The sequence below is a fragment of the Psychrobacter sp. NPDC078929 genome, assembly GCF_050267985.1.
Taxonomy (GTDB): domain Bacteria; phylum Pseudomonadota; class Gammaproteobacteria; order Pseudomonadales; family Moraxellaceae; genus Psychrobacter.
On record NZ_JBNNFX010000003.1, the window covers coordinates 1 to 23,929 of the forward strand.

The 23,929-nt window shown below is 44.0% G+C and carries 19 protein-coding genes; 13 read left to right on the forward strand and 6 right to left on the reverse strand.

All coding sequences use genetic code 11. The features are described 5' to 3' along the window. The first annotated feature begins 208 nt into the window (after nucleotides 1–208). The 5 genes from tolQ (at nucleotide 209) to ACQKCG_RS02395 (ending at nucleotide 5,820) form a co-directional block, all read left to right on the forward strand. Nucleotides 209–931: a protein TolQ gene (gene tolQ / locus ACQKCG_RS02375; protein WP_057759620.1), complete on the forward strand. Its 723-nt coding sequence runs from the start codon at nucleotides 209–211 to the stop codon at nucleotides 929–931. Next, nucleotides 928–1,386, forward strand: coding sequence for a protein TolR (tolR, locus tag ACQKCG_RS02380; RefSeq protein ID WP_101204804.1), 459 nt, complete (start codon nucleotides 928–930; stop codon nucleotides 1,384–1,386). Before tolQ ends, tolR begins: the two co-directional genes overlap by 4 nt. A gap of 73 nt (nucleotides 1,387–1,459) precedes the next feature. Continuing rightward, entirely contained in the window at nucleotides 1,460–2,482 is a 1,023-nt protein-coding gene (locus tag ACQKCG_RS02385) for a cell envelope integrity protein TolA (protein ID WP_427584988.1), read from the forward strand. Between the two features lie 136 nt (nucleotides 2,483–2,618). Then, on the forward strand, nucleotides 2,619–3,911 hold the full coding sequence (locus ACQKCG_RS02390; RefSeq protein ID WP_427584990.1) for a translocation protein TolB: 1,293 nt from the start codon (nucleotides 2,619–2,621) through the stop codon (nucleotides 3,909–3,911). A gap of 502 nt (nucleotides 3,912–4,413) precedes the next feature. Further along, nucleotides 4,414–5,820, forward strand: coding sequence for a nucleobase:cation symporter-2 family protein (locus tag ACQKCG_RS02395; RefSeq protein ID WP_427584991.1), 1,407 nt, complete (start codon nucleotides 4,414–4,416; stop codon nucleotides 5,818–5,820). A gap of 158 nt (nucleotides 5,821–5,978) precedes the next feature. On the opposite strand, the gene ACQKCG_RS02400 is transcribed toward ACQKCG_RS02395, so the two are convergent. Next, nucleotides 5,979–6,644 (reverse strand): TetR family transcriptional regulator C-terminal domain-containing protein, encoded by a 666-nt coding sequence (locus ACQKCG_RS02400; protein ID WP_427584992.1) that lies wholly within the window; start codon nucleotides 6,642–6,644, stop codon nucleotides 5,979–5,981. 523 nt (nucleotides 6,645–7,167) lie between these two features. Between ACQKCG_RS02400 and uraD the strand changes: the two genes are divergently transcribed. The 6 genes from uraD (at nucleotide 7,168) to ACQKCG_RS02430 (ending at nucleotide 12,462) form a co-directional block, all read left to right on the forward strand. Continuing rightward, nucleotides 7,168–7,689: a 2-oxo-4-hydroxy-4-carboxy-5-ureidoimidazoline decarboxylase gene (gene uraD, locus ACQKCG_RS02405; RefSeq protein WP_427584993.1), complete on the forward strand. Its 522-nt coding sequence runs from the start codon at nucleotides 7,168–7,170 to the stop codon at nucleotides 7,687–7,689. 77 nt (nucleotides 7,690–7,766) lie between these two features. Continuing rightward, nucleotides 7,767–8,135, forward strand: a complete 369-nt coding sequence (gene uraH / locus ACQKCG_RS02410; RefSeq protein WP_427584995.1) for a hydroxyisourate hydrolase — start codon at nucleotides 7,767–7,769, stop codon at nucleotides 8,133–8,135. Between the two features lie 111 nt (nucleotides 8,136–8,246). After that, the gene (locus ACQKCG_RS02415) at nucleotides 8,247–9,614 is read left to right on the forward strand and encodes a urate hydroxylase PuuD (RefSeq protein ID WP_427584996.1); all 1,368 of its coding nucleotides are present in this window, start codon (nucleotides 8,247–8,249) and stop codon (nucleotides 9,612–9,614) included. A gap of 81 nt (nucleotides 9,615–9,695) precedes the next feature. Next, nucleotides 9,696–10,676, forward strand: coding sequence for an allantoinase PuuE (gene puuE, locus ACQKCG_RS02420; protein ID WP_427584997.1), 981 nt, complete (start codon nucleotides 9,696–9,698; stop codon nucleotides 10,674–10,676). A gap of 149 nt (nucleotides 10,677–10,825) precedes the next feature. Then, nucleotides 10,826–11,932: an allantoicase gene (gene alc / locus ACQKCG_RS02425; protein WP_427585120.1), complete on the forward strand. Its 1,107-nt coding sequence runs from the start codon at nucleotides 10,826–10,828 to the stop codon at nucleotides 11,930–11,932. Continuing rightward, nucleotides 11,932–12,462 carry an ureidoglycolate lyase gene (locus tag ACQKCG_RS02430; protein WP_427584998.1) on the forward strand — a complete coding sequence of 177 codons (531 nt, stop codon included), beginning with the start codon at nucleotides 11,932–11,934 and terminating at the stop codon, nucleotides 12,460–12,462. The genes alc and ACQKCG_RS02430 overlap by 1 nt, the downstream gene beginning before the upstream one ends. 92 nt (nucleotides 12,463–12,554) lie before the next feature. On the opposite strand, the gene guaD is transcribed toward ACQKCG_RS02430, so the two are convergent. From guaD to ACQKCG_RS02455, 5 genes are all read right to left on the reverse strand, one after another. After that, complete coding sequence (gene guaD, locus ACQKCG_RS02435) at nucleotides 12,555–13,952, reverse strand: guanine deaminase (protein ID WP_427584999.1); 1,398 nt, start codon at nucleotides 13,950–13,952, stop codon at nucleotides 12,555–12,557. A 104-nt stretch (nucleotides 13,953–14,056) separates the two neighbouring features. Next, a complete protein-coding gene (locus tag ACQKCG_RS02440) occupies nucleotides 14,057–15,028 on the reverse strand; it encodes an XdhC family protein (RefSeq protein WP_427585000.1) in 972 nt (323 codons plus the stop codon). Continuing rightward, the gene (gene xdhB, locus ACQKCG_RS02445) at nucleotides 15,021–17,594 is read right to left on the reverse strand and encodes a xanthine dehydrogenase molybdopterin binding subunit (protein ID WP_427585001.1); all 2,574 of its coding nucleotides are present in this window, start codon (nucleotides 17,592–17,594) and stop codon (nucleotides 15,021–15,023) included. The genes ACQKCG_RS02440 and xdhB overlap by 8 nt, the downstream gene beginning before the upstream one ends. A 95-nt stretch (nucleotides 17,595–17,689) precedes the next feature. After that, entirely contained in the window at nucleotides 17,690–19,408 is a 1,719-nt protein-coding gene (locus ACQKCG_RS02450; protein WP_427585002.1) for a xanthine dehydrogenase small subunit, read from the reverse strand. Between the two features lie 930 nt (nucleotides 19,409–20,338). Further along, entirely contained in the window at nucleotides 20,339–20,956 is a 618-nt protein-coding gene (locus tag ACQKCG_RS02455; RefSeq protein WP_102092149.1) for a flavodoxin family protein, read from the reverse strand. A 742-nt stretch (nucleotides 20,957–21,698) separates the two neighbouring features. On the opposite strand from ACQKCG_RS02455, the gene ACQKCG_RS02460 reads away from it, so the two are divergent. Next, on the forward strand, nucleotides 21,699–22,952 hold the full coding sequence (locus tag ACQKCG_RS02460; RefSeq protein ID WP_427585003.1) for a YeeE/YedE family protein: 1,254 nt from the start codon (nucleotides 21,699–21,701) through the stop codon (nucleotides 22,950–22,952). An 83-nt stretch (nucleotides 22,953–23,035) separates the two neighbouring features. Beyond that, the gene (locus ACQKCG_RS02465) at nucleotides 23,036–23,737 is read left to right on the forward strand and encodes an IS1 family transposase (protein ID WP_427585004.1); all 702 of its coding nucleotides are present in this window, start codon (nucleotides 23,036–23,038) and stop codon (nucleotides 23,735–23,737) included. Nucleotides 23,738–23,929 lie beyond the last annotated feature (192 nt).

Below are 23,929 nucleotides of genomic sequence, written 5' to 3' on the forward strand. Positions count from 1 at the left end.
TGTTTGCGATAATCTAGGGAGTAAGTCATGGTTATTTATTGTGGTAATCGTTTAGTTGATTTATTTTATAACATTTTTGTGGTCAGGTGACTATATCAGTACTATCTTGAGAATTGAGCAAGAAAGCGTGAGTATTATTTTTAGGGTTCGTTTGGTTTGGATGTCTTTATTTAAACCAGCTGTTGTCAATTATCCGTGAGTCCATTACATGCCTGAATCATTAAATATTGTCGATCTTATTACCCAAGCCAGTCTATTGGTGCAGATTGTGATGGCACTATTATTATTAGCCTCTTTGCTCAGCTGGGTTATCATCTTTCGCATGAGTGCGCGACTTGGTACAGCCAAAAACTTTGATCAACAGTTTGAGACTTGGTTTTGGTCAGGCGAAGACTTGGCCAAGCTATATCAAGGCATTCAAGGCTCTCCTGATCGTCAGGGGCTAGAGCAGATTTTTTATGTGGGCTTTTCAGAATATCTGAGAATGCATAAAAAGCGTCAACCTAAAGATGACATTATCGACGGTGTTGAACGCAAGCTACGCGTCGGCTTAGGTCGTCAGCAGCAATTGCTCGAGTCAGGACTGACGACGCTAGCCAGCATTGGCTCCGTTGCTCCGTACATCGGACTGTTCGGTACAGTGTGGGGTATCATGAATGCCTTTTTGGGACTGTCTCAAACTGAGCAAGCTACCCTCGCCTCGGTAGCACCCGGTATTGCCGAAGCACTGATTGCCACAGCCATGGGTTTGTTTGCCGCTATCCCTGCGGTATTGGCATACAATCACTTCACAGCAAAATCGAGCCGACTATATGACTCGCGTGCCTTATTTTGTGATGAGATGACAGGCATGCTACAGCGTGAGACCAGCGTACAAGCGCCTATTAGTAAAGAAACCCAAGTTAATGCAGGTCAGGTGACAGGGCTATGAAACCAAACCCCTACGGCCGTGAAAAAAAAGCCCTTAATGCGGAAATGAACGTCGTACCTTACATTGACGTCATGCTGGTGCTACTGGTGATATTTATGGTGACAGCGCCGATGCTGATTACAGGTGTCGATGTCGATCTGCCAAAAGAGCAAACCAATACCATGAGTCAAAGCCAACTACCTGTGATTGTCTCGCTGACTGATAAAGGTGATATTTTTATCAGCTATGAAAGCAATGTCGACGTGCCTGTAAGTGAGCCTGAGCTGATTAATACATTATCTAACCTGCAGTCTCAGAGCGATAATAGTAATGCTGAGCCAGTACAGGTAATGATCAATGCCGATCAAAACAATCAGTACGGTGCCATCATGACGCTCATGGCAACTTTGCAACAAGCAGGTATCGAAAAAGTTGGGTTACTGACCGGTGCACCACTACCCACGCCTTCTTTGTAGTGATAAGCGTCCTTTAGTAAATGTCTTGTATCATAATAGCCTATTCTAGTAATCAATCTGAAAAATCACGTTCATGAGTATCCCTACCATGCATAATGCTCCTGCCGTCTATGTACCTACCGAACCAGAAAGCAACGGGCTAACACTGCCGACGTTGCTAAGCTTGCTGGCGCATGGTCTTATCATCGGCATACTGGTTTACAACTATCAAACCATTGAGGTCGAGACTGCTGGTAGTATTGAGACGGTCATGGTATCTCCTGAGCAACTTGCTGAAATGCAAGGACAAATATTGGCCAACCGTGCAGCAGCCAGCGCAATGCAGATGGATAGTAGCACTAGCGACTCGTCTAGTAGTGCCCAGCCAGAAATATCTGGTAGTAGCGTTAGTGCGCAAAATCAAAGTCAGTCAAGCTCTCAGCGCGTGCCTGTATTTACACGATCTGAGGAGCCCGCTGGTCAACCCATACTGATGAGCGAAGACCATCAACAACGTTTGCTTGAGCAAAATCAAGAATATGAGCGCAAAATGGCTGAGTGGGCAGCACAATTAGACGAGTCAGCCATGGAAGAGCTTGACCAAGTCGATCAAAGCAAACGCGATCAGCTTATAGAAGAACAAAAAAGACTGGGAGAGTTTCGTCAAAAGCAAAACAATCCACCAAAGATAAAACGTCCCACTGCTAGCGATCGCAATATTGAGATTGATACTGCTGGCTCTGGCAATGCAGGAAAAACCTTTAGCCTATCAGATGGGCAGTCTACTATGTCTGGTGATACGTCAACCTCAAGTACGTCCAAAGGCAGTAGTCGTTCTGCATCCAGTGGCAGTCGCGGTGCCAGCAACAGCGAAATCATCAACTTAATCAAGCGCAACTATACGCCGCCTACCGCCGCGCGAGGCTCTACTCAACGCGCCACCTTGACCATCACTGTCAATGCAAATGGCGATGTGGTCAACGTAACCGCCTCTGGACCTGATAGCACGGTCAATGAAGCGGCAAGACAAGCGGTGCTCAATACTGGCAGTCTCCCAATTGATGCTGATGACCCTAAATACCCGACTTTTACCATACAGTTTAAAGGCAGCAATTAATCAGTTGCTAGGTTCTTATAATATTGGTAACGTGACGTTAAGCGGCTTGTCTCGCATAGGTTGCTGCCTTATCTAGATGCTTGTCTCATTAAATAAAAAATGAATATCATACTAATTTTAGGAGCTCCACTTACTCATGCGTACCCACAAGAAACTACTAGTCTCATTACTCGCCAGCACTTCAGCATTGCTAATATCGCAAAGCGTGCTCGCTGCACCTGTTGTACTAGAATTGGACTATGAGATTCCTGTTCAGCAAAACCAAGTCGCGTTTGTATCGTTTGCAGGTGACTCTGTCTTATCACCGATTGTATTAAATGACTTGAGTAAAACCGAGCTAAAAGTAACTAATCAAGATCTGCCGCAGCAGCCGCACAGTAGTAAAGAGCTGACAGGTACATTACCTGTTTGGCAAAGCATGGGCATACCGTATCTGGTCGTCGGCAGTACGCGTACCAATCGTGGCAAAATAATCACCGATTATGAAGTCATCGATGTCAAATCTGGTCGCGTGATAGAAGGCAAGCAAAGCCTAACCGCTGACAATAATAGAGAAAGTATGCGTTATGCCGGTCATGTCATCGCAGACAAAGTATACGAGCTAATTACTGGTATTCCAGGGGACTTCTCAGGGCGCATTGCTTATATTGAAGAAACAGGAACTGGCAAGCAAAAGATCTCTCGTCTCAAAGTGATGGATGCTGATGGCGAAAATGCTAGAACCATTACTGAAGTCGCAGGCTCTATTTTTTCACCAGCATGGTCACCTGATGGCAACCGTATTGCCTACTCGGTACAGCGTGAAAAATCATATCCTGTTATCTACGTGCAAAACGTCAGTGGCGGCGGCGCAACTGCTCTGACGCCTTTTTCAGGTAGCAACCTAAGCCCTTCGTTCTCTCCTGATGGCAGCAAGATATTATTCTCTAGTAGTTTTGAAGGTAGCGCTGATATCTATGAGATGAGCGCCAGCGGCGGTACACCTAGAAGGCTCACTAATTTACCGAGCAGTGAAGTACAACCAAGCTATGCACCAGACGGCAAATCTTTTGTGTTTGTCAGTGATAAAACTGGCTTTAACAAGCCGCAAGTTTATCGCTACGAGTTTACTACGGGACAAACGACTAAAGTGTCAAATGGAGGTTATGCGACCAGCCCGCAGTTTAGCAGTGACGGCACACAAATTGCCTTTTTGAGTGGACGCTCAGCGGCTATTATGAATAGTAATGGTGCTATCACTACCAATCTTGGCAATACGGGTATTGATGAAGCACCAAGCTTCTCGCCAAACGGTAAACGCGTGGTCTACGCATCGACCCAAGGCGGCAAAGGCGTGCTGACTATCAAGTCCCTCAATGGTGGCGAAGCGTTTGGTAAGTCAGGACAAGGCGTTATCCGCTCACCCGTATGGTCATCAAGCCCAAAATAACTGGTCGTCCACCAAAGTAGCAATTTTGGTTATAGTAGAATAAATATTAAGCAAGCAAAATTGAAACGCCCCAATCATAGTCGTTACGGTTGGGGCTTTTTTTGATTAAAAAAACAGTAATAGAAATAACGATAAATCTTAGTACTTATATATTCTAAATGGTCAACACTCCTCGCCTTTGATCTGCTTTCCAATGTTACCTAACCCTCCCTCCTTCGTAACAAACCTGTAAACGCACTAGTACCAAAAAAAACATTGCAATGACTTGTATTTTACCTATACCCTAAATAGACCTGACTAATTGGTCAGGTTTTTCAAATATTAGCCAACATATATTAGTTAATTTCATTGTTTATCTTACAGACGGATGCGTACCTCTATTGTTTACATCGATAAAAAACAAGTCGAAGATTGAGGCAGAACTTTGATCTCATGATTTACCACATTGTCTGATATCTACAGTTAAGCGGGTGCTAAGCAGTTATTTTAGGAGGAAACCACCATGAATGAAAACGTTCCAGCGCATACCGATTTACTGTATAGACTGCATGACCGTCCTACCCCCATCAAAGCATTTTTAGGTGCTATACAGCATGTACTTGCAGCGTTTGTAGGTATCATCACACCCTCTCTTATCATAGGTGGCACATTAGGTTTAGGAGAGCATATCCCCTACCTTCTCAATATGTCATTGATAGTATCTGGCGTTGCAACCTTTATTCAAACTCGTAAAGTAGGGCCTGTTGGCTCTGGTCTCATGGCGTTACAAGGCACCAGCTTTGGATTTTTGGCAGCGGTACTGACAGCAGGATTTGTGGTAAAAAACCGCGGTGGTGGTCCAGAAGAGATATTATCCGTTATTTTTGGCGTTTCATTTTTCGGTGCATTTGTTGAGATATTTTTGAGTCAATTTATCACCAAACTCAAATCCTTTATGAGCCCTATTGTTACAGGCTGCGTGATTGTCACGATTGGTTTGTCATTAACCAAAGTAGGTCTGACTGACTTAGCAGGTGGGTTTGGTGCTGAAGATTTTGGTAGTATTCCGAACTTACTTTTAGGCGGTGGTGTGCTGGCAAGTGTCGTACTGATTAGCATCATCAATAATAAAGTCATTCGCTCAAGCGCCATCTTTATCGGTTTGATGCTCGGCCTTATCGCGGCCGTATTTATGGGACGTATCGATTTTTCTCTGGTTTCTGAAGCGGCTTTTTTTACGGTGCCGATCCCCTTTAAATATGGCTTTGGTTTTGATTGGCAGGCTTTTATTCCTATTGCCTTTATGTACATTATTACCAGTATCGAGACCTCAGGCGATTTGACAGCTACCTCGATGATATCAGGTGAACCGATCAAAGGCCCTCTCTATGAGAAACGCATCAAAGGCGGCGTACTAGGAGATGGTGTTAACTCTCTGATTGCGGCGGTATTCAATACCTTCCCTGTGACAACCTTTAGCCAAAACAACGGTGTGATCCAAATGACGGGTATTGCCAGTCGCTACGTGGGTTTCTATGTTGGCGGCCTCTTATGCCTGATGGGGCTATTCCCTGTCCTTGGTGCTATTTTTACGCAGTTACCGAAGCCTGTCGTTGGCGGCGTCACGCTACTGATGTTTGCGACGGTAGCGACTGCTGGTATTCGTATCTTATCTACCGTGCAATTTACGCATCGTAATGTCTTAATCATTGCCACCTCACTGGGTCTGGCAACGGGTATCGCCTTTGTCCCTGACGTACTGTCACAAACGCCGCAGTTCTTTCAGAATATCTTTGGCTCAGCGGTAACGATGGCAGGGATTGTGGCTATCACCCTTGATATGATTTTACCCAAAAACTATGGCATCGAGTTTGATACCAAAGCACAGCATGCTAAAGACGGTTTAGAACCAACTCAGGAAGTCGCTTAATGCTAAACACAAGCTAGGGTTGAACATATCGAAGTGTTTCGCCGTAAACGAGGTGCACAGAAAAATAGAAACAATCTGTGCACTTCGCTGATTAAGCACCTGACTTATTAAATAGACACCCTGTCAAATAGGAACCTTGTCAAATAGCTATCTTGTTATCATTCAAGGCCACAGCCTTTTAAAATAAAGGGCACCAGAAAGTCTGCCGCACGCGCTTCATCTGCTGCGTCATATGATGTCTTATCCATCAATCCAACGATTTCAATCTCAAATTCAGCATAACGTTGGGTAGTCGCCCAAATCAAAATCAGTAGTTGGAGAGGATCAGTAATCCCAATTTTGCCTTGCTTGTGCCACTCTTTCATTACCTGTGCTTTATCGTGTACCCACTCCTTCATCGTAGTGGACATAAATTCGTGCAAATGCGGTGCGCCGCCGATAACTTCAATCGCAAACAGTTTATGGCGACTTGGATTGACGAATGCCTGATGTAGCTTGGTACGGACGAATTTTTCGATGACTGTTTTTGGGTCGCTATCTGCTGTCATGGTTACCAAGCCTTCATTCCATTCTTGAATGATCGAGCGCAGCACTGCCATGTAGAGATTCTTTTTGTTTTTAAAGTAGTAGTGAACATTGGCTTTAGGCAAGCCTGCCCTATCGGCAATGCCCTGCATCGTAGCGCCGCGATAGCTCTGAAGCACAAACTCTTCTTCAGCTGCCGCTAAGATAAGCGCTTGGTTCTGTGCGCGAATGGCTTGTTGGCTACGGTGCGAGGGCGTATCAGTCACTGAGGTTTCTTCCTTTTGATTGTTTTGAGTCATAGCAGTGGTATCTCACTCTAAGAGACAGGTTCGACAAAATAGTCGCTATATTTCGCTGTGTATTCTTATATAAATACATAGATTTGATCAGCATAACCTGTTAAATAAAAATATTTCGCATAAAACAGTTGACCAATTAGTCAGGTTTTAGCAAAATGGGAACTGTAAATCAATTACGCCGTCATTAATTACCTCTTGCCAGACGTTTTAGACGGCTAAAATATCAGTGTTTCCTTAGCAAATCTGTTTCATATTGTCAGTTCACTATAACTTGAAATTATGCAAAGCGTATATAAGCACCAAAGCTCTGACTACGAACACATAGATTGCTGGCTTTTGATTTTGAGCAAATTAGTAGCTGCTAGCTTAATCAAATCAGCCATAAAGCTGACGCAACCGCTACTTATCAAAATTACTGCTTGTACCTATAAGTTTATGCAAATAATCATAAGGTATAAACCTCTATCAAACATTTATCGCCCAATACAGATAACGGGCTACCCTATTAGAAAAGGATGTCATCGTGAGCTTAACCTTAGCGCAATTCAACGACCTATCACAAGAAGTCGCCATCGCTCAGCTATTGACTTGCTGCACCAGTAAAAACTGGGCGAATAAGCTGTCAGACGCTCGCCCTTTTATAGATGTTGATGCACTCTTAGCAAGTAGCGATGCTATCTGGCATGACCTGCAAACTGTTGAAGCCAATTTACTAGAAGCATTTGATGGGCATCCACAAATCGGCAACGTGGCGTCTTTAAAAGAGAAGTATCGCAATACGCAAAGTAGCGCCGCACACGAGCAATCTGGCGCTAACAATGCAGCAGACGATGTACTCGAAGCACTTGCCAAAGGCAATCAAGACTATCTTGATAAATTTGGTTTTATTTTTATTGTTTTTGCGACAGGCAAAAGCGCACAGCAAATGCTAGATCTACTATTAGCACGCCTGCCTAATGATCGTGCTACTGAACTGGCAAATGCAGCCGCTGAACAAAATAAAATTACGCATTTACGTTTAACTAAATTGCTAGACAATGCTTAGACAGGCAAATAGTAGTCGCAAAGTTGGACTAGCATTTTTACCCGATTTATATTTTTCACAAATTTAAAGGAAGCATTATGTCTGCCACCCTATCATCACATATCTTAGACACTCATCTTGGCAAACCTGCGGCTGATGTCACCGTTACCTTACACCGCGTACAAGACAACGGTGTCGCCACATTGCTAGCGCATGGTACAACCAATAGTGATGGCCGTGTCACACCAGACGCTTGGCAGTTTGATACAGCCATCGATAGCACAGAGCGTCAGCTAAATATTGGCCGCTATACCGTAACGTTCGATACTCAGTCTTATTTTGATGCTCAGCAGCTGACAGCATTTTATCCGCAAGTGGTTATCGACTTTGTGGTAAACGATGCCAGTCATTATCACGTACCACTCCTGCTTAGTACGCACGGTTATAGCACTTATCGCGGATCATAGCTTTGGCGTTATTTAGCTCTCTGCTTTGTTATTAGTTTTCAAGAAATACTATCAAAAAAAATTACCAAGACATTTTATTAAGACACTGTCACATTAAAGGACATCTATTACATGGGCGCCTATCTTCTCGAATGGTTGAGTTTATTTTTCCGCTGGTTTCATGTTATCGCTGGGGTAGCATGGATTGGTGCATCGTTTTATTTTGTGTGGCTAGATTTAAGCCTACGCAAACCGCCACAGTGGAAAACAGACAAAGGCATTTCGGGTGATCTTTGGGCCGTCCATGGCGGCGGGTTTTATGAAATTGCCAAATACAAACTCGAACCCGAAGAGATGCCAAAGACGCTACATTGGTTTAAGTGGGAAGCTTATACCACTTGGCTGACGGGTGCGGCGATGATGTCTATCGTCTATTATGCCAATGCAACTGCCTACCTAATTGACCCAAGCAAAGTGCCCTTTACTAGTATCGGTGCCATTGCCACCAGCTTGCTTTTCTTGTTTGGTAGTTACTTCATTTATGAAGTTATCGTGCGCAGTCATTTGGGTAAAAACGCCTTTATCTTTAGTACGCTGATTTTTATCTTGCTGGTCATCGCGAGCTGGGGTTCTTACCAGCTGTTCAGTGATCGCGCCTCATTTATACATATCGGTGCTATCTTGGGCACGGTGATGGTAGGTAACGTATTCTTCGGTATTATGCCGGCTCAGCGTGCGCTCGTTGACTGTGTACGGCGCGGCGAAAAACCGGGTAAAGAAGTGGCTGAATTGGCATTACAAGCCAAAAATCGCTCACTGATGAATAACTATTTTACCCTACCGCTGATTTTTACCATGATCAGCAACCATTACCCAATGATGTATGCTCATGAGAAAGGTTGGTTGGTATTGGTCTTCGTCGGTATCATTACCGCGACTGCCCGTCATTACTTTAACCAAAAGCATTTGGGTCATAAAAAACCACGCTACTTGGTTATTCCAGCCGTATTGACCGTATTGTTGATTATCTGGATGCGACCTGAACCAATTGAGCCAGTGCCTGCAATGCCTGCTACTGCCTCCGTAGCACCTACAACGACTGATAGCACGCCGCCAGTTACGAGCGCGACTACTGACTCAAGCACTGATACTGTTGCTAACGCTAATAACAGTTCTAATAGTAATGCTACTAACAGTGCTAATAACCGTATTAGTACTAATGCAGCTACTGCTGAAGCCGTACACGTGAGCGCATCAGCAGATGACGCCATGATGGATGTCGTGCATACGCGCTGTAGCACCTGTCATGCGGTACAACCGACGCAACAAGGCTTCGCCGCGCCGCCAGCAGGTATTATTTTGCAGACACCAGAAGACTTAAAAATTTATAAAGCGAAAATCGTCACTGCGGTACAGACTGGCTATATGCCGCTTGGTAATATTACTCAGTTGACGGATGCTGAGCGCCAACAGCTTGTGGCATATGCGTCATCACTTTAATTTGTGATAAAAAATAACTGTCCTTTATGAGCAATATTCAAATAAATATTTAAGGCTCTAAGCGATATAGGAATATAGATAATGAGCAAAAAAATTACCAGTGACTTTGATATCAGTACATATCCCCGCGACCTAAAAGGCTATGCTGGCAATCCACCAAAAGCGAACTGGCCAGGCGGCGCAAAAATCGCCGTACAATTTGTATTAAACATCGAAGAAGGTGCAGAAAATAGCGTCATCCATGGCGATGGTCAATCAGAGCGTTTTTTGTCTGATATTTTAGGCACACCAGAATTTAACAACCGTCACCAGTCTATTGAATCTGCATTCGAATACGGTAGCCGTGTCGGCGTATGGCGTGTGCTAGATGTCTTTAAAGATTATGGTATTCCTATCACCACGTTTACCTGTGCCGCCGCTGCTGAAAAGACTCCACATATTATTGAGCGTGTATTAGAAGACGGTCATGAGATTGCCAGTCATGGTCTACGCTGGATTACCTATCAAGACATGTACCGTGAGACGGAACGCGAACACATTCGCTGTGCCACCCAAATATTCAAACGTATGCTAGGCGGCCAACCTCTTGGTTGGTATACAGGACGCGATAGTCCAAATACTCGTGAACTGGTTGCCGAGCAAGGCGGGTATACCTATGACTCTGACTCGTACGGTGATGAGTTGCCATATTGGCTCAATGTAAAGGTCCAAGATGGCAATATGATTACGCGTAAACCGCACTTGGTCATACCTTATAGCCTAGAGACCAATGACATGCGTTTTTCTTCTAGCCCGGGGTTCACCCATGCTGAGCCATTTTATCAATACCTAAAAGACAGCTTTGATACCTTATACGAAGAAGGTGCACACACCCCTAAAATGCTGACTATTGGCTTGCATTGTCGCATTATCGGACGTGCAGGACGCATCAAAGCGCTAAAGCAGTTTTTGCAATATATCACCAGTAAGCCTGATGTATGGATATGCCGCCGTGATGATATCGCTAAACACTGGTACGAAAACCATCCTGCTACGTCAGACAACACTGCTAACTGGATGTAAGCTAGGCTATCGTCCTAGTACTCGTTCTGCTTAGCTGAGCGAGTGCGAATTGGCATAGATTAATATATAAAATAAGCCATACGTTATTAATAAACACCATTATTGAAAAAGGAATCATTGTGAGTCAAAACACTTCAGAAGTTGGGCAAATTATCTCCGCAAATAATCTACCTGATACCCTGCCAGCATTTACCAAAAAATCAAACGTAGCCGACAGTCGTTTGGGTGCAAAATCGCTATTCGCCACCGACGATTTCTTTGCGGATAAAAGTCGTATTCTAAATCCTGATGCACCTATCTTTGTGGTTGGTAAGTTCGATGACAACGGTAAGTGGATGGACGGCTGGGAAACTCGTCGCAAGCGCCACTTGGGTTACGATTATTTAGTTATCCAGCTTGCTCGCACAACCAAAATTTCTGGTCTCGATATTGATACCAGTCACTTTACGGGTAACTTCCCCTCTTCCGCCAGTGTCGATGCTTTATACGCGCCCGAGCTGCTGCAGCAAGATGAAGCTGAACTTACTAGTCTAAGCAAAGAAGATTGGGACAATAAAAATTGGCAGGCACTAGTGGGTATGACTCCGCTTCAAGGTCACAATCATGAGCTTGTCGAGATTGATCATGAGCAAACGGTCACCCATATTCGTTTAAACATTTATCCAGATGGCGGCGTTGCCCGACTACGTGTCTATGGTGATATTCAACTTGATGCGAGCCTAAATACACAAGATGAGACACTTGACTTGGCAGGCGCGTTAAACGGTGGTCGTGCGATTGCTAGTAACGATGCGCACTTTGGTGCGGCTAGTAATTTACTACTACCAACTAAAGCGCCTAATATGGGTGATGGTTGGGAGACTCGTCGTCGCCGTGAGCCAGGCAATGATTGGTGCATCATTGCGCTAGGTCAAGCAGGTATCGTTGATTCCATCGAGATAGATACTGCCCACTTTAAAGGCAATTACCCTGATAAAGTCTCGATCCAAGCCGTCTACTCACCAAATACACCAGAGCAAACCTTAGTGACTCAGAGTATGTTTTGGGAAACCTTACTTGAGCCGCAAAAAACCAATGCTGACGACGTTCATCACTTTGGTAAAGACAAGCTTCAACTTGATAAACCCATCACTCATATTCGGGTCAATATCTTCCCAGATGGTGGTATCAGCCGTGTTCGCGTATACGGCAAAATTGCTGAGGGTAATACTGATATTGGTGCTGGTACTGACACTAATAGTAAAGAGGCTAAATAATGAGTGTCACTCTAACAGCTAAGCCTTTGACTAAGGCAAACTTTGCCCCCTATGGTTCGGTCATCGAGCGCTATGAAGCCTGTGAGCAAAATGCTGACAATACTTATGAAATCAATAATGGCTATGCGGTTCGCCATCATGCACTTGCCGAAAGTAAACTAGACGGTGGTGCAGTTGGTATGAGTATCTTTCGAGCCAAAAAGCGTGAGAATCCGATTGCCCTTTCGGTCATGGAATACCATCCGCTTGGGACGCAGGCATTTGTATCTATGGAAGGCCAAGACTATATCGTCGTTGTCGCCAAAGCTGGTGTGCCGCCGCAATCGCCTGATGACCTAGCAGTGTTTTATGCGAAATCTCACCAAGGCGTACAGTATGATGCCAATGTCTGGCATCACCCACTACTCGCTCTTGGGCGTGACAGTGATTTCTTAGTCATTGATCGTATCAATGGCGAGGGTAATAATTGTCATGAGGTTGATATCACGGATTGGCATGTGTTTATTGAGTTAAAAGGCGAATGCAACTAAGCTGTCATTAAGCACAAATCAATCTGATAAAAGCCCTGTTTATGTTTAACATAAACAGGGCTTTTTCTTTATTCATATTTTTCGCTAATTTATTAAGCAGTTGATTTACGATAACGACTCACGCCTGCGATTACCGTCTGATCAATTACTCTATCATCGCCTAGCATCATTAGCACAAACAACTGTTCTTCCAGTGTCTTGGTCTGCGCCATACGTCGCTCAAGCAATTCCGTTGCACCCATATCGATGACCACAAAATCCGCTTCTTTATTTGGCATAAAGTTACCGATTTTATTGTCCAATAATAGCGACTGGGCATTACCCAACGTAATTTGATATAGCCCTTGATGAGCGGATAGCTGATTGCTTTGTAGTTGTTGGATCTTATACGCTTCTGACAAAGTCGTCAGCATCGACAGACTTGTCCCTGCCCCAACATCAGTTGCGATACTCACACCGGTATAGCGTAACGTCTTGGGTAAATCGAACAATCCACTACCCAAAAACAGATTGGACGTCGGACAGTGTGATATCTGCGTACCAGTATCGCGTAAGCGTTCATACTCAGATATTTCAAGGTGAATACCATGTGCCAAGGTAGTGCGTCGACCCAGTAATCCCATATCATCATAGACATCGAGATAGCCTTTATGAGTGGGATACAGTTGTTTCACAAAGGCTATCTCATCATGATTTTCTGCTAGATGCGTCTGCAGATAAACACTCTCGTAACTGGCATACAGCTCACCTGCCATTTGTAGTTGCTTGGGTGTCGAAGTAATAGCAAAGCGCGGGGTAATCGCCACATGTTGGCGGCCGCGCTCATGCCAGTTATCAATGATGTTTTGGGTATCTCGAATGCCTTGCTCAGCAGGCACACACAAATTATCAGGCGCATTTTGATCCATCAAGACATTGCCTGTGATCATACGAGTGTTGAGCTTGTGACTTTCCGTAAAAAATGCGTTCACTGATTCAGGATGACTGGTAGAAAACACCATGGCGCTCGTTGTACCATTAGCAAGCAATTGGTTTAAGAAGAACTGCGCCGTATCATGTGCTACTGTTGGATCGCGAAAATTGGCCTCAGTGACGAAAGTATAATTGTTAAGCCAGTCAAGTAATTGCTCACCGTAAGCAGCAATCATATCTATTTGCGGATAATGTACGTGAGTGTCAATAAAGCCTGGCATGATAAGTTTGTCGCGATAATCATGTACTTTGACTGCTGGTTCACCATCTTCATTGGCATACTTTGACAGTATAGTTTCACTACGACCATACTCTACAATGCACCCTGTCACATCATCTACGACAAGCGCACCATCAGCGATATATTCAGGATAGACCTGTATACCTTCAATCACTGGTAGTAATGTTACGTCTCGTTCAATAGTTAATGTCTGTAAATGATCAGAGGATGTACGCTCAGTACGATCGCTTTCAGTCAAGTAGTGCAGCAGTCGAGCTTGATAGATATGTATGGTCATTCGTAGATCTCACAATGGCTTGGTAGTCCTGAGCGTTTTGATAAATAGTACTGAGCGCTTTAATAATTTGATAAAAAGTATAAAATTTATATGAAGTAAGCTGTTCAAGGAGTAGCCTGATGATACTGTTGTAGGAGCTGTGCCACGATAGAGACCGCCACCGCCATCGGCTCTTTCCCACCAACTTGCAATCCGATTGGCATGACCAACTGATTGACCAGTCGCTCACTGTAGCCACGCTGCATCAAGCGATCTCTAAAACGCTTGGCTTTGGTTGCCGAGGCAATGCAACCTATGTAAGGTGTCAAAGTATCTGAGCATTTATCACGTGATGCACTCATGTCAGAAATAGTATCTAATGCCGCCCGTACTAACTCAAAATCAACACTATGATCATGAGTCATAACCAGAATAAAACGCTGACCACCCTGTTCGATAAATGGGCGTACAAAATCTACAGGCTCATCATCGATATGCGGACGGATATGCGCTGGTAAGTTATAAAGTGTGGATTGATTAGTAGTAGATTCATCAACTAAGTAACGCTTAAACATCTCTGGGCGACTGTCCACCCAATCTACCTGACAAGGTAGCTCAGATAGGATGGTCATTAGCGATGATGCCACATGCCCTGCCCCAAACACTAGTACTGACATCGGCGGTGTCACGTTAAAGCATTCGAACATAACGGTGACGCTACCGCCGCAACACTGCGCCAACTTTGCACCCAATGGATAATGCTTGGTATAGACAGCATCACGGCGCACTGCTTTAGAAGGGGTTGGCGCACTGTCATCATTAGTTTCAGAAACTTTTGGTTTGACTTCTTTTGATACTGTGGCTGCCATTTCACCGTTCAGTAGTTGCCGTGCCGTATTGATAACGTCGTGCTCTAGGCCGCCGCCGCCTAACGTATCCACGATGCCATCTTGCGTGACGATCATCTTTGCCTGTAGCGCTCGAGGAGCAGATCCATTCACAGCTACGACCGTCGCCAGCACGTGAGCAATACCTCGCTGCTGATATCGCGCTAGACCTTCATACCAAACGACTGGCGGTGCTAACGACTCATTCACTGTGCGCAGGACCTCTTGCCCCTGCTACATTCGGATGCTCTATCGCATTAGGCTGGTCATCAGTTTGTTTCCCTTTAACTTCTTTTGGATCGATGTCTTTGGCATGACGTACGTCTTGTGGCATTGCTTTTTCATTGTAAAGGTCACTGTTCTCTTCTGCGCCTTTTACTAAACTATCAACCGTATCTGTATCTGCTTTAGTTGTTAAATCCCACGACGTGCCTTGCATGCGCATCACTGCTTTTAAGACCGCTTCTGGCGTCGCAGGCATGGTCAGCTCTGGATTCTTTTTATAATCACCAAGGCTCGCGACCGCATTATTGAGGGCACACCAAACACTGGCTGCCAACATAAACGGCGGCTCGCCAACGGCTTTAGAGTTATAAATCGTTTGTTCTTCGTTTTTGCGATCGTACAATTTGACATTCCACTGCTTAGGCAAGTCATGCGCGGTTGGGATTTTATAATTAGCAGGACTATCAGATGCGAGCTTACCTTTATCATTCCAGATCAGCTCTTCTGCCGTGAGCCAACCCATACCTTGCACAAAACCCCCTTCAATCTGACCAATGTCAATGGCAGGGTTGATCGATTGTCCTGCATCATGCAGCACATCACAGCGTAGTACTTTGTACTCACCTGTCAACGTATCAATCTCAACCTCAGCGCAGGCAGCGCCTAAGGCAAAGTAGAAGAACGGACGTCCCCATGCTTTAGAGCGGTCATAAAATATCTTAGGCGTTTTATAGTAGCCAGTAGACGACAAGCTGATACGGTTCTGGTACGACAGTTGAATCATTTCAGCAAAAGTCAGTGTTTCTTTATCGCCAATATAGACATGGTTCTTTTCAAAACGTATGTCTTCTTGCGCTACGTCGAAATGCTCAGCGGCAAATTCAAGTATGCGAGCTTTAATGCTTAGACAAGCGTTCTGTGCTGCCTTACCATTAATATCGGTACCTGATGACGCAGCTGTTGGTGATGTATTAGGCACTTTATCCGTACGTGTCGCTGACACCTTAACCGTGTCCAGATCAACATCAAATTCATTGGCAACAATCTGGGCAATTTTAATATATAAACCCTGCCCCATCTCCGTACCACCATGATTGAGGTGGATACTGCCATCAGTATAAATATGTACCAATGCACCTGCCTGATTTAGTGTTTGCACCGTAAATGAAATACCGAATTTTACTGGCGTTAGAGCAAGCCCTAAGCGTTTGTCACTGCTTTCAGCGGCAGCTTTTTGGTTTGCTTCTAGGATTTTCTGACGACGATTGTCATAATCGCAATCGGTTGCCAGTTTGGTCATGATGGTCGCTAAATCAAAATGCTCAATCGTCTGACCGTAATGGGTACTTTGACCATCTTGATATAAGTTTGCCAAACGCACTTGCAATGGATCTTGCCCCAGCGTATAGGCAATATGATCCATCATATATTCAGCAGTCATCAGACCTTGCGGACCACCAAATCCTCGATAGGCAGTATTGGATACGGTATGCGTTTTGCAGCGATGACCTGCTACATGAGCAGCTGGATAATAATAGGCATTATCACAATGAAACATCGCTCTATCGACAATAGCATCAGACAAATCTGGCGCGTAACCACACAAGCCAGCCAGTTGCATATCAACGCCTAATATACGCCCAGACTCGTCTAAACCAACTTCGTAACGATTAGCAAACTCATGACGCTTACCCGTCACCACCATGTCATCTTGACGATCTAGACGCATACTGACAGGAACGTTATGACGTTTGGCGATAATACCGCACAGACATGCCCATGCCGCGGCTTGCGTTTCTTTACCACCAAACCCGCCACCCATACGGCGCACGACTGTGTTTACCGCATGAAATGGCAGATCTGTCACTTCGGCGACCAGCTGCTGTACTTCGCTTGGATGCTGTGACGACGTATACACTTCTAGCCCGCCATCGTCACAAGGCACGACATAAGACACTTGGCCTTCGAGATAAAAGTGTTCTTGCCCGCGCATATGAATATGACCTTCAATGCGAATCGGTGAATTCTCAAGTGCAGTCGCCGCGTCACCACGCTTCATAAAATGACTCGGACGCACAAATAACTCTTGCTCTAACGCTTTATCAATACTAAGTACCGCTGGCAATGGCTCATACTCCACCACTGCCTTTGTAGCCGCTTTTTTGGCAGCGCGATGACTACTCGCTACTACTACGAATAACGTCTGACCCACATACTCTGTGATGTCATCCACCATCAGTGGCTCACCGTCGAACACCGCACCGATATCCGTCTGCGCAGGTAAGTCTTCAAAACTTAGGACATCTACCACTCCATCAGCTTCTCTGACAGCGCTCAAATCCATACTCAGGACACGTGCATGAGCATGGCTGCTCTTACCGACTGCTAGATGTAGCGTACCTTGTGGTTTTGCAATATCATCTACATAAGTCGCCGTCCCCATCACATGACTGATCGCACTATCATGCTTGGCCGAGGTACCAATTTTGTTTTTTGGCGGACGCACACGGCGGATACTATAACTATCAAATAAGGACGAATGATGGCTCATGGCGGATCTCTTTTATTAGGACGCTTTAATTAATGCTCTTTTGTTCTTGGCAAATATAACGATAAGGCGGTATTAGCAATTTACAACTCTGCTAATTAAGCGGTCTCGGTCTGTCTACCTGCTACCAACTGCTTGCCGCACTTTACCAGTAGACGCTTTACCACATGTGAGCGATATTCACGGCTAGCTCTAACATCAGTCATAGGCGTAACGTCTGCAGACAAGACTTGTGCGACCTTCTCAAAACTCGCAACTTCAGCAGCTTGCCCAATGAGCGCTTGCTGACAGGTTGTGGCTAATAACGGTATGGCAGCCATGCCGCCAAGTCCAAGCTTTGCATTCTCTATCATCATGCCATCTGCTGATACATCGATTCGCGCAGCCAATAGACACGCAGAAATATCATCTTCGTAGCGTTTGCTAATTTTATGAATAAATAAGTGCTGATTGTCATGCATCAGAGGAATATGGATAGCGACTACGTAACTACCTGCTTGCAGTTTGGTCTTTTTATAATCTAAGAAAAATTCTGATAAAGGTATGATCTCATCCGTATAAATCTCATTGCTATTATCTAAATCGTTACCTGACTCTTCATGATTAGGCGCGCAATGACGCAGATGAATTGACGCATCTAACGCTAATAAAATCGGTGGTAAATCACCAATTGGAGAAGCGTTGGCTATATTGCCGCCGATGGTGCCCATATTACGGATTTGCGGAGAAGCAATACGCTCAAATACTTGCGCGAAGCTTGGAAAATACTGCTCAAGCACAGGCAACATTTGCTGATAGCTCATGCCAGCACCCAGTACTAGTGTTTGGTTAGAAGCTTGCTCGTTATCCGACTCTTCATTGCTTGAGTCAGACTTGGCGTCAAATAGTGACCATGACTTTAGTGACTCAACACCTGAAAGCTGGATAATGACCTCGTGATCAACCAAATGCTGGGTTACACTCAATCCCAAATCCGTACCGCCTGCCCAAATCGTAGCCTGCGGATAGGCCGCTAATACTTGATTAAGCTCATCTAGTGACTTGGGCATATATAATTGTCGCCCAGCATCACTGATTGCAGGTGCAATATCATTCGACTCTGCATTGTTTAATTTAGCTTCAGCTGGCACGTTTTTAGAGACTACTGACTCTTTTGTACTACGCATCGCATCTGTCGCTAGGCTGATCGTCAGGTCTTTCACCGCTGAATGCTCCGCCTCTCTCTGCTGACCGATATCGCTCATCAATAGGCCTGCCTCGATAATTGGCCTGTACCCTGTACAACGACATAGGTTGCCAGATATTGAAGCAACCACTTCATCGTAACTTAATTGCTTGGTATCCTTCTGACTTGCTGCTTCTTGACTTGTCTGCATACGATTGTTTTCGTAAACACAAGCCAGCGACATCACAAACCCAGGCGTGCAAAAACCGCACTGTGATCCGTGACATTCAACCATCGCTTGCTGCGCCGGATGCAGCAAAGCACGTTCTGGATGATGTTCTGGATTATCTGCTAAATAAGAAGCCGTCATAAGATGATGACCATTCATAAGCGACACTAGCGTAATGCAGGAGTTGACTGTATAGAACGGTGGCGTAGCATTTTTTTCGCCGCCATTTTCATCATTAAGCGTTGGCTGACTAGCGTTAGGCAGGCGCTGAACCATCACAGTACAGGCTCCGCAATCACCACTACCACAGCCTTCCTTCGTATCCGTTTGGCCTTCATGCAATCGTAGATACTCAAGCACCGTCGTATTAGGGTTAAGCTGGGTTAGCTCATGGCGTTTCCCATTTAAGTAAAAACTAATCATAGCAAGACTCGGCTAAAATAAAATAATGAAGATAAGCATAAGGCTTAAGGAATTTGACGGCTTAAATGCTGAACGTAAGCACTTGGTTTACATCATGCTGCAACCTTTTAAGTACGGTTATTCTGTTTTATTTGCTAATACATTCTTAAGAGATAAAAAAATCAGCACAGCGCACTTTTTATATCAGGTAAATCGGTTGCAAATATCAGCAAGCATCGAACAATTTTGTTAGAAAACTCGTACTATAGGATACTTGACTATTTGGTCAGCTTTCAACATATTATCACTATTCTTATTTATAACACAACCCGTTAAAATGCCTATAGATACTATCGAACAGTTAGCAAATAATTGGTGAATAACTTAAATCTAAGGGAATATCTATACGGTTTGTAGATTTTATTCATTACTCAGCCACTCAAAACCAGACACTGTTTTTATAAATATTTCTAATTTTATACATAGTGAATAATAAAGCTGAGCGTTAGATAAGCCGTACTCCAAACAGTGAGATAGCTTGCATAATAGCTTGCGTAAAAACAGTGTCAAATACATATATCGCCTTTAAACTGCTATGAGCAGCTGATTTTTATATATAATGTCTGCAAATAAGCCCGATTCTTCACTACTATTATTTCTAATGATGGATAATCGTGACATATCGTTGGGCTAGCATCGTTTTTGAGATATTACTATGAAGTCATTTGCCTTTACCTATTTGCTAGTGGCAACGATGTTGTTAGGAGGTTGTCAATCGTTTCAATTCGTTGACAGTCCTATCCCCGTGAAGCCCGCCCCTATTAAGCTTGTTACTCCATAAAAATCCTAGCACTTAATAGAACTTACCGCTCAATAAAAATTGGCACAAAAAAAGCAGACATCAATAATGTCTGCTTTTTTATTCGATTGCTCTGTCGGTTCTAGCTGCTTTTATAGCTTAGCATCAGCTGGTTGATGCTTAATAATCGTTTTGGCTAGATGATCACCAAACCAAATAGCAGTATCAATATCGCCCGAACCTGGTGTCTCTTCAGGTGGGCCATCAAGCGACTGAGTCATCAAACCCAAAAAGCTAGACAGACGGTTTAAGTCGTGAGCCTCATGACCTGTCGGCATCAATGGCAGACCAATCCAATTCATACCATGTTGCATCGCATATAGAGAAATCTGCTGCAATACAGCAAGTTTATCACCGCTCAGGCCGCCCGAATTGGCAAACGCTGCTGCCCATTTACCTTCCCATTTACGATGATACCAACGCTTGGATGTCTCATCCATAAAAGTCTTAAATTCAGCCGTCACACTGCCCATATACACCGCACTACCAAAAACCAGCAAATCTGCCTGATCTAAATAATCCCAATCAACATCATACACATCGACAGCCTTGGCTTGCGCTTCTGGCAATTGCTGATGCGCACCTTGTACTATCGCCTCAGCGACACGCTTGGTATGACCATAATTACTATGGAAAATAACGGCGATTGAGACATTAGGCGCGTTATCAGTAGATGTAGAGGTGTTAGACGATTTAGCAGGTGTATTCATACGTACTCTAATAATAAATAATTGGTTGAATAATAAAACTTATAAAATATTGGATACTTAGCCACAGTCGATAGCTAGTGACTTCACTTTCACGATAAATGCTTATCGATAGCTCAAGCTCTTAAGCTTTCAGGCGATATAACAGAATCAAGCAACGCTTCTTTGAGTCAATTTAACTGGCAGAAATATCAATGTTGATGGAGCAATCGCATAGTCTTTAATTACACTGTCTTTAACTGCACAGTCTTTAATTACATAGTCTCTATACGGCAGCATATACATACCGGTATATATGCGATGAACTTCATTGAATTCAAGCCCATTGTATCAGACGTACTTTTGTTTTTAAGTTATTTATTAAAGTCCGACTAATCAGAGCACATATATTTTTAATATATTTTGTATAAATGGATAAGTCGCATTAACTGATAATATGACATAAAAAATTCCTGATACCTGATAAACCTATAATTATCAGCACTATAGATAACTATTGATATAAGGTCATATACACAGCGGTTTATTTATTCCATATCATCATATACTAATTCTACTTTTTCTAACCACTTCGTATTTACATTGATAACAATAGGATTATGATGTAGCGCTTCTTACTGCTTAACCAAATCAATCGAATTAACAGAAATACAGTTTCCAATTCTGCAAACCTGCGCAACTATACTCATATAAATTCTTATAAAAATGATATCTGATAACATCATCGGATAAGGAAGCTATTACCTTGACTACTCTCGTTCAACCTGTAAATGACACAAAAGATCCTATCATCAGAGATGATTTGGCCTTAAATGCACCACAAAAATCCTTGATTATGGGTGGTGGCATCGTAGGATTGATGGTGCTTGCGTACCTACTGGTCACTCAACATATCTCTCAATCATTGCTACTTGGCACAGGTCTTTTGTTAGGTTATACCCTTTTTCATGCCCGCTTTGGCTTTACCTCTGCTTTTAGACGTATGATGGCAGTGGGCAACGGTCAAGCGATGCGCTCTCACATGCTAATGTTGGCGGTTGCTGTCACGCTGTTTGCGCCAATCCTTGCTTATGGCACGACGCTATTTGGCGGTCCTGTAGCAGGTTATGTCGCGCCATTAGGGGTCAGTCTAGTTGTAGGCGCATTTGTATTTGGTATCGGCATGCAACTTGGTGGCGGCTGTGCCTCTGGTACGCTCTATGCAGTAGGCGGTGGACGCTCTGTTATGTTCATCACCTTTATCTTCTTCATAGTGGGCGCCACGATTGGTGCTTATCACTTGCCATTCTGGACAGAAGAAATGCCCGCTTATGCGCCTTTCTCTTTGGCAACCTCTACAGGTCTTGGCTATACAGGGGCGTGGCTGGTGTCGCTGGCAATATTCGGCATTATCGCATGGGTGACGTTAGTCGTTGAGAAAAAAAGAAACGCACCGAAGATGGCGCCCGTGCCTTCTGAGTCTGGTTGGAAACGAATCTTTCGTGGTTCTTGGCCGCTATTTGCTGCCGCAATCGTTTTGGCTTTACTTAACGGTCTGACATTACTTACACGTGGTCAACCGTGGGGCATTACGTCAGCATTCACATTGTGGGGCTCTAAAATTGCAAGCGGCTTTGGCATGGATGTGGCTAGCTGGGGCTATTGGCAAGGGGCTAATGCAGCGGCGCTTGAGGCTTCTATATTTGCAGATTCGACCACTGTATTAAATATCGGCATTATCATTGGCGCGTTTATCGCCTCTGCTGCGGGTGGCTTGTTCAAGTTTACTAAAATTACTGCCGGTAACTTTGCAGCATCGGTTATCGGCGGGTTGATGATGGGGTATGGCGCCCGTCTCGCGTTCGGTTGTAATATCGGTGCTTACTTTGGTGGTATCGCTTCTTTTAGCCTACATGGTTATATCTGGGGCATACTGGCAATGGCAGGTACGTTCTTGGCACTGTATTTACGTCCTCTATTTGGCCTATCAGTGCCGAAATCTAGCGACTCCGTTTGTTAATACAAATTTGGTGGTGTGTCAGAAAGTATGCTGAGGAGATAAAAGGAGGGTGACAGCCAAAGCAAGATGATATATTTAAGGTTATGAAGACACAAATAGATATCAGCTGCCCCGACTGTCACAGTCCCAGTTTAAAGAAAAATGGCATAAAAAGCTATGGTAAGCAAAACTACCAGTGTAAGGACTGCAAACGTCAATTCATTGGTGATCATGCTTTAACCTACCAAGGTTGTCACTCCCAAATAGAAGATAAAATACGGCTAATGACGGTTCATGGTTGCGGTGTTAGAGACATAGCGGTTATGGCCTCAGTCAGTATTGGAAAAGTGCTTAGTACCATAGGTTCATCTGTTTATAAGATCGCGCCTAAGAAGCGCTACTATGAACGCTTAGAGGTTGATGAATTCTGGACTTACGTGTATCGCAAAAAGCGTAAAGTTTGGCTTATTTATGCTTATGACCGTGCTACCAATGAGATTGTTGCTTATGTTTGGGGCAGACGTGACTTAAAAACGGCTAAGAAGTTAAGAGCGCGTCTTAAGCAGCTTACAGTCAGCTATGAATCGATTAGCATGGATAACTGGGACAGTTTTATAACCGCCTTTAAACTTGATCACAAACGAGTTGGCAAATCTCATACGGTAGGCATTGAAGGTAATAACTGCCGTTTTAGACACCGATTGCGTCGGGCGGTTAGAAAAACCTGTTGTTTCTCTAAGAAGCTTGATAATCACTTTAAGGTGTTTGATTTGGTGTTCTTTTATGTCAATTATGGCTACGTCTAATGCCAGCATACTTTTTAGAACACCACCCAAATTTCGTGTTAATACAGACCTTGTATTAATACAAATGTAGCACTCAAATAAAAAACAGCAGAATAATCTGCTGTTTTTTTATTGTTTATCACTTTGTTTCCACTACTCATTATTATATAGTTAAAGAAATCTAAAACAGCTACAAGGCAGCCGACCGTAGAT